Below are 15351 nucleotides of genomic sequence, written 5' to 3' on the forward strand. Positions count from 1 at the left end.
AGGGCGTGCGGTTTACGGCTTTGGCGCTGCCGGTCCCGGTGCTGGTCCGGGGGCCGGCCCGAGCTCCACTGGCGGCGGGGGCGGAGCGAACGGGTTGAACGGCTGCGGGGCCGGTGCAAACGGGTTGAAGGGTTCAGCCGGCGGTGGTGCGAACGGGTTGAAAGGCTCGGCCGGCGGTGGTGGCGGTGCACAGAAGAACACGCACGGTGCCTGGGGCGCCTCGGGCGCCGGCGTGACGGCGGCGGGTGGGCCCACGACACCGACCCGGTCCGGTGTCAGCGGGGTGAGGATCGGCAGCTGGGCCAGCGGGTCATTGGGGGACAGTCCGGCGACGTCGGTCGCCGAGCCCGGCCCAAGCCCGCGTGACTCGCCGCCGCCCAGGTGAGCCTTGCGCTCGGGTGCGACATCGGCGGCGGTCAGCGGTGGCAGGTTGAGCGGGATGACCCCGGTGGCGTAACCAGCGGCCCAGGCGAGCACGTTCTGTGCGTAGGCCACCGAATTGTTGTAGCGCAGGATGGACGACATCACCTGCGAGCGATCCCGCAAATTCAATCCGCCGCTGCATAAATAGCGGGCGGCGGCCAGGCTCGCGTCGAAGACATTCTGTGGATCGGCCTTTCCGTCGCCGTCACCGTCGGAGGCGTAGTGGTTCCATGTGCTCGGCAGGAACTGCATGGGGCCCATGGCCCGGACGTACACCTGTGCACCTTGGGTGCGGCTCTGCTCGTGGTCGACGATGACTTCGTTGCCCGGAAGACTCCCATCCAGGCTCGGGCCATAGATGGGACGCACCACGCGGCCTTTGATATCGGTGGCGCCGTTGTTGGCATGCCCTGATTCGATGCGGCCGATGCCCGCCAGCAGGTTCCAGCTGACACCGCAACCGGGTGCGGCCTTGGCCATCATCCGTTCGGCGTTTTGGTAGGCGTCCAATGCGATCTTCGGGATACCAAGTCCCCCGGGGGCCATGACGATTCCCGGTGGCGGCGGTGCGATCGCGGCGCTCGGCGCGACACGGTACTGCGTCGGCGGGCGCATCACGGTCACCAGATTCAGCGGGCCCATTTCCGCCTGCTCGGCGACGGCGGAGGCCAGCGGGACCGGAACGGGTACGACGGCCTGCCCGCTGACTTGCGCGCCACTGGCCGCCACGGCAGAGCCAACGACCACCAGGGCGCTCAGTCCGCCCACCCGGAGCCAGGGCACCGGTGCGCCTGCAACGCGGAGCACCGCATCACGGGCATGCTTGACCGACGACGCAACCCAACCCGGAAGCTCCACTGCGCCCCTATCTCTCGGGCCCTCGCTTTTTCGCTGTGGTCCCAATCTGCCGGCACCCATTCTGACGTATGCAGTCGTGACGGATGTGACCGATGTGAACCGGAGCAACCATACCGGCGAGATGTCGGTCCGGTTGCAAAATGGGCAAACCCCAGCGAATTTCGGATCCCCGACGAATCTTCTCTGACCATGGCGAGTTCGGTCCGGGCACGCTACGGAAAATGGGCGAGTGGCTATCTCGGGCCATAGAGATCGCGATTAATCTGACTTACAGTCAGTATCTGGACGTAAAAGTAATCAATTGATAGCGTTGCAGCATGACCGCTTCACCAGATGTCGCCGTCCGCTGGGAGCTCGGCTCCGATCGTCCCCGCGAGGATTACGGATTCTTCGGACCGGACTCACCGACGTGGAAGGTGTGGACAAGCCCCACCGCGCTTATCGGGTTTCAGCGCTCGGTGGTGCTCGAGCACTTCGAACCCCACCTGGCCGCCGCCGTGGCCGATTCGGCGGGCATCTATCGGGATCCGCGTGGGCGGATGGATGGAACCCTCGCCTACTTCCTCATCGTCGCGACCGCCGATTCGCGAACCGCCGTCGAGGCCTCCGAACACCTGCAGAAGGTTCACGCTCGCTCCAAAGGCACCGACCCGGTGACCGGCAAGCGGTACAGCGCCAATGATCCGGCCTCGCAGCTCTGGATCCACGTCACCGGCTGGCATTCGGTGCTCAAGTGCTACGAGATGTTCGGTCCCGGGCCGCTGAGCCAGGCCGAGGAGGACCGCTACTGGTCCGAGTGTGTGATCGCCGCCGAGCTGCAGACCGTCAATCCGGCCGACGTTCCCCGGTCCCGTGACGAGGTGCGTCAGTACTTCGCCCAGATGCGTCCCGCGCTGTGTACCTCCGAGCGGGCACAGCATGCGATGCACTACCTGCTGCGCACCCCGCGGTCGGGCAGCAATCTGCGGTTCTGGGCAGTCAGCCGGATGATGGCCCCGGCGACCATCGCGACACTGCCGCGGTGGATGCGGGAGCTGGGCCAATTCGATCAGCCGGGAATCGTCGACGCCGCGTACCGGCCCCTGGTGTCGGCAGCCATGTCGATCGCCAGCGTTCCCGCGGTGGAAGACTCCATCGCGCGATTCGCCAAGCTGCCGATGACGGCAACGACACTGCGTGAGTTCCACGCGGGCAAGACGCCCGTGCGCCCCGTCACTCTCACTCCCGCCGAAGCCAAGGAGCGGTACGGGAGGCGCGCCACCGCATAATGCGGCGCTTTACGCTGGCTAGTTGTGACAGCTCGCACCTACCGTCCGCGCCGCACCACCCTGGCCGTTCCGGGCAGCAGCCAGAAGATGATCGACAAGGCGAAAACCCTTCCCGCGGACGAGATCTTCCTCGACCTTGAGGACGCCGTGGCGGCACCGGCCAAGGTGGAGGCACGTCAGCGCATTGTTGAGGCCCTCAATGCGCCGGGATGGTCCGGCCAGCTGCGATCGGTGCGCGTCAATGACTGGACCACCGAGTGGACCTACGCGGATGTGGTGGAGGTTGTCACGCGAGCCGGCGGCAACATCGACAACATTCTGCTGCCCAAGGTGGTGGACGTATCGCATGTGACGGCATTGGATCTGCTGCTGACCCAGGTTGAGCGTTCACGGGGTCTCGAGGTGGGCGCGATCGGCATCCAGGCGCAGATCGAGAACGCCGAAGGACTCACCAACATCGATGCGATCGCATCGGCGAGCCCGCGGGTGCAGTCGCTGGTCTTCGGCCCCGCCGACTTCATGGCCAGTCTTGGCATGCGCACCCTGGTCGTCGGGGAGCAGCCACCGGGCTATGACGGCGAGGCGTATCACCACGTGCTGATGACCATCCTGGTCGCCGCGCGTACCCATGGCATCGACGCCATCGACGGCCCCTATCTCAAGGTGCGCGACGTCGATGCCTTCCGGGTTGCGGCCGGTCGTTCGGCCGCGCTGGGCTTTGACGGCAAGTGGGTGCTGCACCCCGCACAGGTTGAGGCCGGCAACGAGATCTTCAGCCCGCGCCAGGAGGACTACGACAGGGCCGAACTCATCCTCGACGCCTACGAGTGGCATACCTCGGTGGCAGGCGGCGCACGTGGCGCGGTGATGCTCGGGGACGAGATGATCGACGAGGCCAGCCGCAAGATGGCCCTAGTGATCGCCGGTAAAGGCCGCGCTGCGGGTATGGCGCGACAGGCGCCCCCGTTCGAGCCCCCGGCGGGCTAGTACGAACTCGAACTGCCGCCCGAAGCGATGCCGATGATCATGATCAGCACCCAGAACACGATCACCGCGGCACCGATGATGATCCCGGCGATGGCGACACCCTTGCCGTCCTGCGGGGAGTTCTTCAGCTGATTGAGCGCGATGAAGCCCATGATGACTCCGGCAATCGATCCGATGCCGCAGAAGACGCCGACGATCGACGCGATCAACGAACCGATGGCCAGCGGGTTGGTGCCGCCACCGGTCTGCCCGTAGGCGCCGTATCCGTACGGGTCGGCGTATCCGGGTGCCGGATATCCGGGATAACCACCGGCAGTGGGATAACCCGGCGGCGGGTATGGGCCCGGCTGTCCCGACTGGTACGGCGGATACGTCTGGCCATATTGCGGATATGCCGGCGGTGCCGTCGGATACGGAGGCGGAGCCGTGGGATAGGCCGTGGGATAGGCGGGAGGAGTGGTCGGATAGGCCGGGTAGGACGGGGGAGGCCCGGGCGTCTCCCACGCCGGGGGAATGCTCGGAGGCACCTGGCTGGCCGAGGACGCGGCATCGGCCGGCGGCGCGGACTGCTCCAGGGACGGATACTCGTATCCGGACGAGGCGTCGGGGCCGGTGCCGGAGGGTTCGTTGCCCGGGGTAGTCATGGCGCAAACCTAGCGTATCGAGGGCGTTTCTGGCCGCGCTGCGGGCGGAAAGTCGCAGGTCGCGGTCAAAGGGGCACCATCTGGTGCGGTCGGGCGTTAAATGGGTGCTAGCTAGCGCGTTACCGTGCATCACCGACTTCTGCAGGAGGACCGAACTCGTGGGACAACCGCTCACACCCGGGCAACCACAGCGCTCGACGTCACCGCGTTCCCCGTTGTCTTCGTCCCTGTCTTTGCCGACGCCACCGCAGGGTTGGCCCATCGGCTCGTACCCGACGTACGCGGAGGCTCAGCGCGCCGTCGACTACCTGTCCGATCAGCAATTCCCGGTCGAGAACGTCACCATCGTCGGCGTGAACTTGATGCAGGTCGAACGGGTGACCGGCCGATTGTCGTGGCCCAAGGTACTCGGCGGGGGCATGCTCAGCGGAGCGTGGCTGGGCCTGTTCATCGGCCTGGTGCTGGGGATGTTCAGCACCAATCTGGCCGGCTCGCTCGTCGTGGGACTTACCGTCGGATTGGTGTTCGGATTGGTCACCGCCGCGGTGCCCTACGCGATGACGAGGGGCACAAGGGATTTCGCATCAACCATGCAGCTTGTCGCGGGTCGCTATGACGTGCTGTGCGAGCCGGCGCAGGCAGAGGCCGCGCGCGACATGCTGGCCAAACTAGCTATCTGAGACTGCTCGGCGGTGAGCCGTATGGCGTTGGCCTGCGGCGTTGCCCGCGCCCCGGGTGGTGGGACGCGCGCACCGAACATGTTGCATGTCACCTGGTTTTAGCTCTACGGTTGCCGCGCGGGACGGGTGTGCCCGCCGTACCGGCACGCGGAGGTGCCGAGACGCGTCAACGAACCAGGAGGCGGTCGTGTTGGAGTCGTCGGCCGGATGGTTCCGACGGAAGGGTGTGGCGCTGGGCGTCACGTGCCTGACGCTGGCTTCGCTGACGGGATGCGCCCGCTCCGACGACGGGGTCGTCATTCGCTTCTACACCCCGGCCAGTGAGGCCGGGACCTTCACGGCCGCCGCGCAACGATGCAATAAGGAACTGGGTGGGCGCTTCACCATCCGGCAGGTGAGCCTTCCGAAGCGGGCCGACGAGCAACGGCTGCAGCTGGCTCGCCGATTGACCGGTAACGATCGCACCCTGGACCTTATGGGCATGGACGTGGTGTGGACTGCGGAGTTCGCCGAAGCGGGTTGGGCGCTACCGCTTTCGGACGATCCGGCGGGTGTCACCGATGCCAACGCCCAGCGCGACACTCTCGCGGGCCCGCTGGCCAGCGCCCGCTGGAAGGACAAGCTGTACGCCGCCCCGTTGAGTACCAACACCCAGCTGCTCTGGTACCGCAAGGACTTGGTTCCGGAACCGCCCGAGACGTGGGAGCAGACGGTGCAGGAAGCCGAGGGCTTCGCGCGATCTGGCGGACCTAGCTGGATTGCGTTGCAGGGCAAGCAGTACGAGGGCCTGGTGGTGTTGTTCAACACCCTGCTGGTAAGCGCGGGCGGCTCGGTGCTGGGCGACGACGGCAAGCGAGTCACCTTGACCGATACCCCGGAGCATCGCGCCGCCACGGTCACCGCCCTGCGGATCATCAAATCGATCGCGACGGCCGATGGTGCCGACCCTTCGATTACCCAGACCGATGAGGGCACAGCGCGTTTGGCCTTTGAACAAGGTAAGGCCGCCTTTGAGATCAATTGGCCGTTCGTGATGGCCAGCATGATGGAGAACGCGATCAAGGGTGGAGTTCCATTTCTGCGCCTGGATCGGCGCCCAGACCTGACCGGTGCGATCGCCGGTGCTGGCCGCTTCGAACCGAACGATGAGCAGTTCACGGCCGCGTACGAGGCGACCAGTGCGGCACTGGGTTTCGCGCCCTTCCCGTCGGCGGTCGCGGGCCAGCCCGCCAGGGTCACCATCGGTGGGCTGAACATCGCGGTCGCCAAGACAACGCGCTACAAGGCGCAGGCCTTCGAGGCATTGAACTGCCTGCGCAGCCGCGAGAACCAGAAGGCGACGGCAATCGAGGGCGGCCTACCCGCGGTGGACTCATCCCTCTATGACGATCCCGAATTCCAGGCCAAGTACCCCGCGTACGCGATCATCCGCGAACAGCTCGCCAACGCCGCGGTGCGTCCGGCCTCCCCGTACTACCAAGCCATCTCGACGAGAGTCTCCGCTGCGCTGGCCCCGATCACCGGAATCGATCCCGAGCGCACCGCCGATCTGCTCACCGATCAGGTGCAAAAGGCCGTGGACGGACGGGGGCTGATCCCGTGACCGGTTCGGGTGTCAAAGGGGCCGCCTCGGCAGGGAAGAAGGCCGAGCGGCGTCTCGGTCTCTTACTCATCGCACCGGCAGCGCTTCTCATGCTCGCGGTTACCGCATACCCCATCTGCTATGCCATCTGGCTCAGCCTGCAGAAGTACAGCCTGGCCAGCCCGCAGGACCGCAAGTTGGTGTGGTTCGACAACTACGTCACGGTGCTGACCGACAGATACTGGTGGAGCGCCCTGGTGGTCACACTTGTGATCACGGTGATTTCGGTGGTCATCGAGCTCGTACTCGGCCTGACCCTCGCGCTGGTGATGCATCGAACGATATTCGGGAAGGGTCTGGTGCGCACTGCCGTGCTGATCCCCTACGGAATCGTCACCGTCGCAGCGTCTTACAGCTGGTACTACGCGTGGACTCCGGGTACGGGATATCTGGCGAATCTTCTTCCGTCGGGTAGTGCGCCACTGACGCAACAGATTCCGTCGCTGGCGGTGGTGATCTTGGCGGAGGTGTGGAAGACCACGCCGTTCATGGCTCTGCTGTTGCTGGCCGGCTTGGCACTCGTCCCAGACGACTTATTGAAGGCCGCCCAGGTCGACGGTGCCAACGGCTGGAGCAGACTGATCCGCGTCACCATCCCGATCATGAAACCGGCGATTCTTGTGGCGCTGCTGTTCCGAACCTTGGACGCCTTCCGGATTTTCGACAACATCTACGTGCTGACCGGCGGCAGCAACAACACGGGGTCGGTGTCGATTCTGGGGTACGACAACTTGTTCAAGGCCTTCAATGTCGGACTTGGTTCGGCGATCAGTGTCCTGATCTTCCTGTGTGTGGCCATCATCGCGTTCATCTTCATCAAGGTTTTCGGTGCCGCGGCCCCGGCGGCCGATGACGAAGGGGCAAGACGGTGAGCCGCACAACGCCCTCGCGCGCTGTGGGCTGGGTGATCGCCGACGTGTTGGTGCTGTGCTACGCGCTGGTACCGGTGCTGTGGGTGTTGAGCCTGTCCCTCAAACCCACCTCGACGGTCAAGGATGGCAAGTTCTTCCCATGGCCGGTGACGCTCGATAACTACCGCAGCATCTTCAGCGGAAATGTGTTCACCTCGGCACTGGTGAACTCCATCGGCATTGGGCTCATCGCGACATTGATCGCCGTCAGCGTCGGCACCATGGCCGCGTACGCGGTGGCGCGCCTGGACTTTCCGGGGAAGAAGGCCCTCGTCGGCGCGGCCCTGCTCATCGCGATGTTCCCGCAGATCTCGCTGGTGACGCCGATCTTCAACATCGAGCGCTCGGTCGGCCTGTTCGACACCTGGCCAGGACTGATAATCCCGTACATCACCTTCGCGTTACCCCTGGCCATCTACACGCTGTCGGCGTTCTTCCGCGAGATCCCTTGGGAATTGGAGAAGGCCGCCAAGATGGATGGAGCCACACCGGCACAGGCCTTCTGGAAGGTCATCGCACCGTTGGCCACACCGGGCATTGTCACGTCCGCGATCCTGGTCTTCATCTTCGCCTGGAACGACCTGCTGCTGGCGATCTCGCTGACAGCCACGGACCGATCCATCACGGCCCCGGTCGCCATCGCGAACTTCACCGGCAGTTCGCAATTCGAGGAGCCCACCGGGTCGATTGCCGCGGGCGCCATCGTCATCACGGTGCCGATCATCATCTTCGTGCTCATATTCCAACGACGGATCGTTGCCGGACTGACCTCCGGTGCAGTGAAGGGTTAGTGATGGCTGAGATTGTGCTGGACCAGGTGTCCAAGACGTATGCGGACGGTTCCGCGGCGGTGCAGGACGTCAGCCTGAATATCGCCGACGGCGAGTTCATCATCCTGGTCGGGCCATCGGGGTGCGGTAAGTCCACGACGTTGAACATGATCGCCGGACTCGAGGACATCTCCTCGGGCGAGCTCACCATTGCCGGTGAGCGGGTCAACGAGAAGGCGCCCAAGGATCGCGATATCGCCATGGTGTTTCAGTCGTACGCGCTGTACCCGCATATGACTGTGCGCCAGAACATTGCCTTCCCGCTGACCCTGACCAAGATGAGCAAGGCCGACGTGAACGCAAAGGTCGAAGAGGCCGCGAAGATCCTGGATCTGACCGACTATCTGGATCGCAAGCCCGCAAACCTCTCCGGCGGACAGCGGCAGCGGGTGGCGATGGGCCGTGCGATCGTCCGCAGTCCGAAGGCATTTCTCATGGACGAGCCGTTGTCCAATCTGGATGCCAAACTGCGGGTGCAGATGCGCACCGAGATAGCGCGGCTGCAAAAACGGTTGGGCACCACCACCGTCTACGTCACGCATGATCAGACCGAGGCGATGACGCTCGGTGATCGGGTGGTGGTCCTGCGCGCCGGAAAGGTGCAGCAGGTCGGTGCTCCCCAGGAGCTTTACGACACCCCGGCCAACCTGTTCGTCGCCGGTTTCATCGGATCCCCGGCCATGAACTTCTTCCCGGCGACGCTTACCGATATCGGAGTGCAGCTGCCGTTCGGTGAGGTGACACTCGAGGCGAGCGTCTACGCCAACGTTTCCGCCAAGAAGGCCGGCGTTTTGGGCAGCGACGTGATCGTGGGGATTCGGCCCGAGCAGTTCGAGGACGCCGCGTTGGTCGACACCTACAAGCGGATCACCGGACTGACGCTCACGGTGAATGCCGACCTGGTGGAGTCGCTGGGCTCGGACAAGTACGTGCACTTCACCACCGAAGGCGGCGCGGCTCATTCGGATGAGCTGGCCGAACTCGCCCAGGAGGCGGGCGTGGCTGGGGCAGACGAAAACGAATTTGTGGCAAGGCTTTCCGCGGCATCCAAGGTCGTGGAGGGGCAGCCCGTCGAGCTGATCATCGACACCGGCAAGCTGGTGATATTCGATGCCGCATCCGGGGAGAACATTTCACTGCCCGGCAATGCCACTGTCGGGCAGTGACCGGCCCGGGGATGAATTCGGACGAGATCGTCCGTCACGTACGCGCCCATCTGGCCGATCACTTCACGGGTATCGGTGCGGGCGAGCCGGATTCGGCCTCGGTCACCTTTCTGGGGTCTGAACCTTATGAGCTGTTGCGCTATGGTCCCGATGATGCCGGGGTATCGCATTTCGTCTCGGTGGGAGCCTCGCGCTATCCCATGGCAGACCCGGGGGAGATGCTGACTTCAGAGGAGCTGGGTCCGCGCGCCGAAGTGCTGATCAGTTTGCGCGGCAATGTCTTTCCCGGCCTGGCCCGATCTCTTGCGGTGCTGGCCGCCTCGCCGGCGGTGGAGGGGCTGGTGCTCACCGAGGACGCGCTGGTCGATCTGGGCCAGCCGCTCTGGGACGATCCGGCACGGCAGGCGTATACGGCGGTACTGCTGCAGAACGGCGATATCCCGGATCTCCTGTTGCCCGAACCGCTCTCGCCGGTGCGTTTTCTGGTGGCGGTGCCCATCACGGCCAACGAAGCGGCCTGGGTGCGGCTCAAGGGCGCCGATGCGTTGAGGGACGCATGGATGCAGGCCGATATCGATGTGAAGGACCCGTCGCGCGCCCACGCGCAGCCGAGCTAGCGCGCTACAGCCACCCGTTCTTCCGGAAGTTCCGGTACAGCAGCGTGCATACGACGACCATGACGAGTAGCACGATCGGGTAGGCGGCCGGCTCGGCCAGCTCGGGCATGTGCTCGAAGTTCATGCCGTAGATGCCGGCGAGCATGGTCGGAAACGCGGCGATGCCCACCCAGGCGCTGATCTTGCGCATGTCGGTGTTCTGCTGCATGGCCACCTTGCCCAGGGCCGCATTCACCAGGGAGGTGAGCATCTCGTCGTAGCTTCCGATCTGATCGGCGGCGTGGCTCTGATGATCGAGCACGTCACGCAGATATCGCCGGACTTCCTTGGTGATCAGGTCGTTGTGGTCCTGGGTGAGCTTGCTGAGGGCTCCCGTGAGCGGGCTGATCGCGCGGCGCAACTCCACCACTTCACGCTTGAGCATGTAGATGTGTTCGATATCGGTGCTGGATCGGGGCGAGAAGACGTTCTGCTCCATCGCATCGATATCGGTTTCGACGAGGTCGGAGACCTCCATATACGAGTCGACCACGCGATCGGCGATGGCATGCATGACGGCATACGGGCCCAACCGCATGTGGTCCGGATCGGAATCCATCTGGGCGCGCACCTTCGCCAACCCGCTGTGGTCGCCGTGGCGCACCGTCACCACGAAGTCGCCGCCCACGAAAATCATGATCTCGCCGGTCTCCACGATCTCGCGGGCCGAGGAGATGGATTCGTGTTCAACGTAATTCACGGTCTTGAGAATCAAGAACAGGGTGTCGTCGTACCGCTCGAGCTTGGGACGGTTGTGCGCATGCACGGCATCCTCGACGGCCAGCCGGTGTAGTCCGAACGGCTGAGCGACCGCCTCCATCTGATGTTCGTCGGGTTCGTGCAGCCCCACCCAGACGAACCCGCGGTCCAGCGAGCGCACCTTTTCCAGCGCAGCGGTGGGCGTGTACTTGCCCGGCAGCCGGACCCCGTCGACGTACACGCCACAGTCGACAATGGCGCGGGCGAGAGGGACCGGGATGCGTTTGGCATCGGTCTCGGGTTCACGGCCGCGGATAGGTGAACGCAACGACGACGGATTGACCGACGGAAATCGCGCCATGATGTGGGCTCCCTGCTCGCAACCAATCGTTCTGCGGAACCGTTCCGCGAGATGGTAACCCGCGAGCCTGTGGGACCGCCTGGGACACTGAAATCGTGACATTCGATATTGCGGTGTTCACCTCAGTGTTCATCACCCTGGTCGTCATCATGGATCCCCCGGGTGCGGTACCGGTGTTTCTGTCGCTGACGGGCCGGCAGCCCGCCGCCGAACGACATCGTGCCGCCTGGCAGGCGCCGGCGGTCTCGTTGACCGTCATCTCGATGTTCGCGATCGGCGGGCAGGCGATCCTGACCTATCTACATATAGGTGTGCCCGCGCTGCAGGGTGCCGGCGGCCTGCTGCTGCTCATCACGGGCCTATCTCTGTTGATGGGCGGCGCCACCAGCCAGAACGCCGATAGCGGCGTCAACGTGGCGCTTGTGCCGCTGGGCACCCCGCTGATGGCAGGACCGGGAGCCATCGCGGCGACCATCATCGCGGTCCGTCAGGCGCAGGGGCAGGTGGGCACCTATCTGGCCATCGCCGCCGCGATCCTGTGCGTGCACCTGGTGCTGTATCTGACGCTGAGGTTCTCTACGGTGCTGATCAGAGTGCTGCGGGAGGGCGGGATCATGCTCTTGGCCCGGGTCGCAGGCTTGTTACTGGCCGCCATCGCGGTGCAGATGATCGCCGAGTCGGTGCGCGGATTCGTGGCAGGCGCGTAACGGGCCGCTCACAGTTCCAGAGTCGCCAGGAGTGACTTTCGTGGGGGCCAGTAGTCTCACCGCTGTGACCGCATCCGACGTTGTCGTGACAGATGAAGAGATTTTCGAAGCACATATCGACGGGAAGCTGTCGGTAGAGCTCAAGTCGCCGCTAGACACACAGCGCGCACTGTCGATCGCCTACACCCCGGGTGTTGCGCAGGTATCGCGGGCCATTGCCGCCGACGCCAGCCTGGCCAAGAAATACACCTGGGCTCATCGCCTGGTCGCGGTCGTCAGCGACGGCAGCGCGGTGCTCGGTCTCGGTGATATCGGTCCTTCGGCGTCGCTGCCCGTCATGGAGGGCAAGAGCGCGTTGTTCAAGACCTTCGCAGGGCTCAACTCCATCCCGATCGTGCTCGACACCAAGGATCCCGACGAGATCGTCGAGACGCTGATCCGCCTGCGCCCCACCTTTGGTGCGGTCAATCTGGAGGACATCTCGGCGCCGCGCTGTTTCGAAATCGAGCGGCGCGTGATCGAGGCGCTGGACTGTCCGGTGATGCACGACGACCAGCACGGCACCGCCATCGTGGTGTTGGCGGCACTCATGGGGGCATCGCGGGTGTTGGGCCGCGATCAGAAGTCACTCAAGGTGGTGATCTCCGGTGCGGGTGCGGCCGGCGTCGCATGCGCCAACATCCTGCTGGCCGACGGCATTACCGACGTGACGGTGCTGGACTCGAAGGGCATCGTGCATTCCAGTCGCGATGACCTCAACGAGTTCAAGGCAGACCTTGCCGCACGCACCAACCCGCGCGGTCTTACCGGCGGACAGGCCGAGGCGCTCGCGGGTGCCGATGTGTTCCTGGGTGTTTCGGCAGGAAAGGTCGACGAGTCGCTCATCGCGACCATGGCAGACGAGAGCATCGTCTTCGCGTGCTCCAATCCCGACCCCGAGATTCACCCGCACGTGGCCGCCAAGTACGCCGCGATTGTCGCGACCGGGCGCAGCGACTTCCCGAACCAGATCAACAACGTGCTGGCCTTCCCCGGTGTGTTCCGTGGGGCACTGGACGCCGAGGCCACCAAGATCACCGAGCGGATGAAAGTGGCTGCGGCCGAAGCAATCTTCTCGGTCGTGGAACCTGACCTGGCGCCGAACAAGATTGTGCCGAGCCCGCTCGATCCGCGCGTCGGACCCGCCGTGGCCGCCGCGGTCCAGGCCGTCGCGCACGAGAGCGACTAGCCCTCTAGCCGTCGATGTTCAAGGTTCGCGCGTGGATAGCGGGGCTGCTGGCTGCAGTGTCGGTACTCGCCGCGTGCTCGGACAATCGTGGTCCCGCACCGTATTTGACGGTGGTGGCCACGAATGACCCGCAGTATCGGGTGCTTGCGCACATCTATGCCGCAGCGGTGAAGGCGACCGGTATCGATACCAAGGTGCGTGAGAGTGCCGATCCGGTAGCCGAATTGGATACCGGTATCGCGAGCGTCGCACCCGGATTCACTGGGCGGCTGCTACGGCAGTTCGCGCCACAGCAGCGGGCCAGCGGTGACGAAGAGGTCACGTATAAGGCCATGATCGCCGCCCTGCCCGCCGGTGTGGCAGCCGCCGATTACGGGACTGCCGAAGATCGTCCGGCGCTGGCGGTGGCGACGTCTCCGAGCGCCTCGTCTAAACCGACATTGAAGGCCCTGGTTCGGCATTGCGATCAACTGGCGCGTAGCGGACAGGTAGGGCAGGGGACGGTGCCGGTGCCGCGCGTTGGTCCGTGTGAGACCGGCACTCCCCGCCAGTTCGCCAGCGCTGGTGAGCTTTTCGCGGCACTGAAGCGCACCGACATCGCGGTGGCATGGACCAGCACGGCCAGTCCGAGCCTGCCTGTCGACGGGGTCACCCTGCTCGACGATGAGTCCGAGTGGCTTCCGGCCAACAGTGTGGTGCCGTTGTACCGGAGAAACGAGTTGACCGAGCCACAAGTGTTGGCGCTCAACAAGGTTGCCGGTGAGCTGACCACCGGAGACTTGGCGGCGATGACCCGGGAGGTTGCGGGCGGTGCAGATCCTCAGCGCGTGGTGGACACCTGGCTCAACGATCACCAGATTTTGCTGCGTTGATGACCGCGACGCTGTGACCTGCGATAACGCCGCAGGCAATCAGATTGTGACTTGACCCGAATATTTGACACGTGGTACCCAAGTGTCACTATGGCGATCCCACTGGGCCCCAATGTTGCGGCCACAGCACCTGTACGTGGCACTGAGCTGTACCCGGGCGACCTGCCCGGATTGCGGCTACCGAACGGAGTGGAGGGCTGGGCGCGGCCCGAGCTGGCTCCCGTGGTCCGAACCTTCGAGTGGATGTTCACCAAGTACCGCCTCGGCGGCGGTGGCCTCTGCGTCTATGTCGACGGTGAACCGGCATTGGACATCTGGGCCGGTGCGGCTGCTGCGGGGCAGGGCTGGACACGGGACACCGGAGCGCTTGTCTTCTCGGCGTCGAAGGGTATCTCGGCCACCGTCATCCACCGTCTGGTCGACCAGGGTCTACTCGCCTATGACGCCCCGGTTGCGCGTTACTGGCCCGAGTTCGGCGCCAACGGTAAGTCGTCGATCACCGTGCGCCAGGTTCTCGACCATCGCGCCGGACTGTCCCGGCTGGATGGGATCGCGCGCCATGCGGAGGAAGTCGCCGACCACGAGCTCATGGAACAGCGTCTGGCCGCGGCGCCGGTCGACAAGTTCTACGGCAAACGCGCGTATCACGCGCTCACCTTCGGGTGGCTGCTTGCGGGCCTGGCCCGGTCGGTCACCGGCAAGGACATGCGTGAGCTGTTTCGCACCGAGATCGCCGAGCCGCTCGGGGTTGAGGGGATACACCTCGGACGTCCACCGCGGACCTCGTCGACCAAGGCCGCCTCGATGTACCCATTCCTGGATCCGGTGGCGACCCGGCCCGTGGTGGGCCGGGTGCTGCCGACAGTCATCCGTGCCGTCGATCGTCTTCCCGGTTTCGAGGGTGCGATCGGCACGATGTACGAGCCCGGAATGGAACGGATCCTCGCCGACGACGGCACTCTGAGTTCAGCGCTGTACGACATGCAGGCACCGGCGGCCAATGCGGTCGCGACGGCACCGGCGCTCGCCAAGATGTACGCAGCCCTGGCAGGCGGTGGCACTGTCGAGGGCCGCGAGTTCCTTTCGCCGGAAACTGTTGCCGGGCTTGCTCGTAGAATCAATCTGAGCATCGACCGCACCATTGTGTTCCCCATGGGCATGCACCTGGGATACATGTCGCTGCCTATGAATGGATTCCGCGGCGGATTCGGCCACATCGGGCTCGGTGGCTCCATGGGATGGGCCGACCCCAAGCGCAAGATCGCTGTCGGCCTCGCGCATAACCGGCTGCCACTGACCATGGCTCTCGATCAGATCTCGTTTGCGTTCTTGTGGCCGCAGATCGTCAAGGCCGTCGGCTGAGATCGTGAAGTGCCCCCAATCGTCGAGCGTCGATTGGGTATCTGTCCTGACATCTGA

General features: G+C 64.8%; 15 protein-coding genes. 12 read left to right on the forward strand and 3 right to left on the reverse strand.

The window, feature by feature from the left end; genetic code table 11:
- Positions 1–12 precede the first annotated feature (12 nt).
- On the reverse strand, positions 13–1281 hold the full coding sequence (locus RHO23_RS02665; protein ID WP_070920303.1) for a lytic transglycosylase domain-containing protein: 1269 nt from the start codon (positions 1279–1281) through the stop codon (positions 13–15).
- Positions 1282–1598: 317 nt separating this feature from the next.
- On the opposite strand from RHO23_RS02665, the gene RHO23_RS02670 reads away from it, so the two are divergent.
- Positions 1599–2549 carry an oxygenase MpaB family protein gene (locus RHO23_RS02670; RefSeq protein ID WP_423488636.1) on the forward strand — a complete coding sequence of 317 codons (951 nt, stop codon included), beginning with the start codon at positions 1599–1601 and terminating at the stop codon, positions 2547–2549.
- 24 nt (positions 2550–2573) lie between these two features.
- Positions 2574–3536 carry an HpcH/HpaI aldolase/citrate lyase family protein gene (locus RHO23_RS02675; protein WP_423488637.1) on the forward strand — a complete coding sequence of 321 codons (963 nt, stop codon included), beginning with the start codon at positions 2574–2576 and terminating at the stop codon, positions 3534–3536.
- Here the strand turns inward: RHO23_RS02675 and RHO23_RS02680 are convergent.
- Positions 3533–4180: a DUF4190 domain-containing protein gene (locus tag RHO23_RS02680; protein WP_423488638.1), complete on the reverse strand. Its 648-nt coding sequence runs from the start codon at positions 4178–4180 to the stop codon at positions 3533–3535. The two genes, RHO23_RS02675 and RHO23_RS02680, sit on opposite strands and share 4 nt — an antisense overlap.
- 158 nt (positions 4181–4338) lie before the next feature.
- Between RHO23_RS02680 and RHO23_RS02685 the strand changes: the two genes are divergently transcribed.
- The 6 genes from RHO23_RS02685 to RHO23_RS02710 all read left to right on the forward strand — a co-directional run bounded on the left by RHO23_RS02685 (position 4339) and on the right by RHO23_RS02710 (position 10026).
- Positions 4339–4860, forward strand: coding sequence for a general stress protein (locus RHO23_RS02685; protein ID WP_030094813.1), 522 nt, complete (start codon positions 4339–4341; stop codon positions 4858–4860).
- Positions 4861–5047: 187 nt separating this feature from the next.
- Complete coding sequence (locus RHO23_RS02690) at positions 5048–6463, forward strand: ABC transporter substrate-binding protein (protein WP_064408123.1); 1416 nt, start codon at positions 5048–5050, stop codon at positions 6461–6463.
- Positions 6460–7374 (forward strand): carbohydrate ABC transporter permease, encoded by a 915-nt coding sequence (locus RHO23_RS02695; protein ID WP_057963887.1) that lies wholly within the window; start codon positions 6460–6462, stop codon positions 7372–7374. Before RHO23_RS02690 ends, RHO23_RS02695 begins: the two co-directional genes overlap by 4 nt.
- Positions 7371–8204, forward strand: coding sequence for a carbohydrate ABC transporter permease (locus RHO23_RS02700; protein WP_064408125.1), 834 nt, complete (start codon positions 7371–7373; stop codon positions 8202–8204). The genes RHO23_RS02695 and RHO23_RS02700 overlap by 4 nt, the downstream gene beginning before the upstream one ends.
- A gap of 2 nt (positions 8205–8206) precedes the next feature.
- Positions 8207–9409, forward strand: coding sequence for an ABC transporter ATP-binding protein (locus RHO23_RS02705; protein ID WP_064408126.1), 1203 nt, complete (start codon positions 8207–8209; stop codon positions 9407–9409).
- Positions 9410–9420: 11 nt separating this feature from the next.
- Positions 9421–10026: a suppressor of fused domain protein gene (locus RHO23_RS02710; protein ID WP_423489153.1), complete on the forward strand. Its 606-nt coding sequence runs from the start codon at positions 9421–9423 to the stop codon at positions 10024–10026.
- Positions 10027–10030: 4 nt separating this feature from the next.
- On the opposite strand, the gene corA is transcribed toward RHO23_RS02710, so the two are convergent.
- Positions 10031–11125, reverse strand: coding sequence for a magnesium/cobalt transporter CorA (gene corA, locus RHO23_RS02715; protein ID WP_030094819.1), 1095 nt, complete (start codon positions 11123–11125; stop codon positions 10031–10033).
- A 95-nt stretch (positions 11126–11220) separates the two neighbouring features.
- Between corA and RHO23_RS02720 the strand changes: the two genes are divergently transcribed.
- From RHO23_RS02720 to RHO23_RS02735, 4 genes are all read left to right on the forward strand, one after another.
- Positions 11221–11832 (forward strand): MarC family protein, encoded by a 612-nt coding sequence (locus RHO23_RS02720; protein WP_070920300.1) that lies wholly within the window; start codon positions 11221–11223, stop codon positions 11830–11832.
- A 64-nt stretch (positions 11833–11896) separates the two neighbouring features.
- A complete protein-coding gene (locus RHO23_RS02725; protein ID WP_044104280.1) occupies positions 11897–13060 on the forward strand; it encodes an NAD(P)-dependent malic enzyme in 1164 nt (387 codons plus the stop codon).
- Between the two features lie 14 nt (positions 13061–13074).
- Positions 13075–13932, forward strand: coding sequence for a glycine betaine ABC transporter substrate-binding protein (locus RHO23_RS02730; RefSeq protein WP_423488639.1), 858 nt, complete (start codon positions 13075–13077; stop codon positions 13930–13932).
- 90 nt (positions 13933–14022) lie between these two features.
- Complete coding sequence (locus tag RHO23_RS02735) at positions 14023–15294, forward strand: serine hydrolase domain-containing protein (RefSeq protein WP_423488640.1); 1272 nt, start codon at positions 14023–14025, stop codon at positions 15292–15294.
- Positions 15295–15351 lie beyond the last annotated feature (57 nt).

Source organism: Mycobacteroides sp. PCS013, from assembly GCF_049532645.1.
In the GTDB taxonomy this organism is placed as follows: domain Bacteria; phylum Actinomycetota; class Actinomycetes; order Mycobacteriales; family Mycobacteriaceae; genus Mycobacterium; species Mycobacterium gwanakae.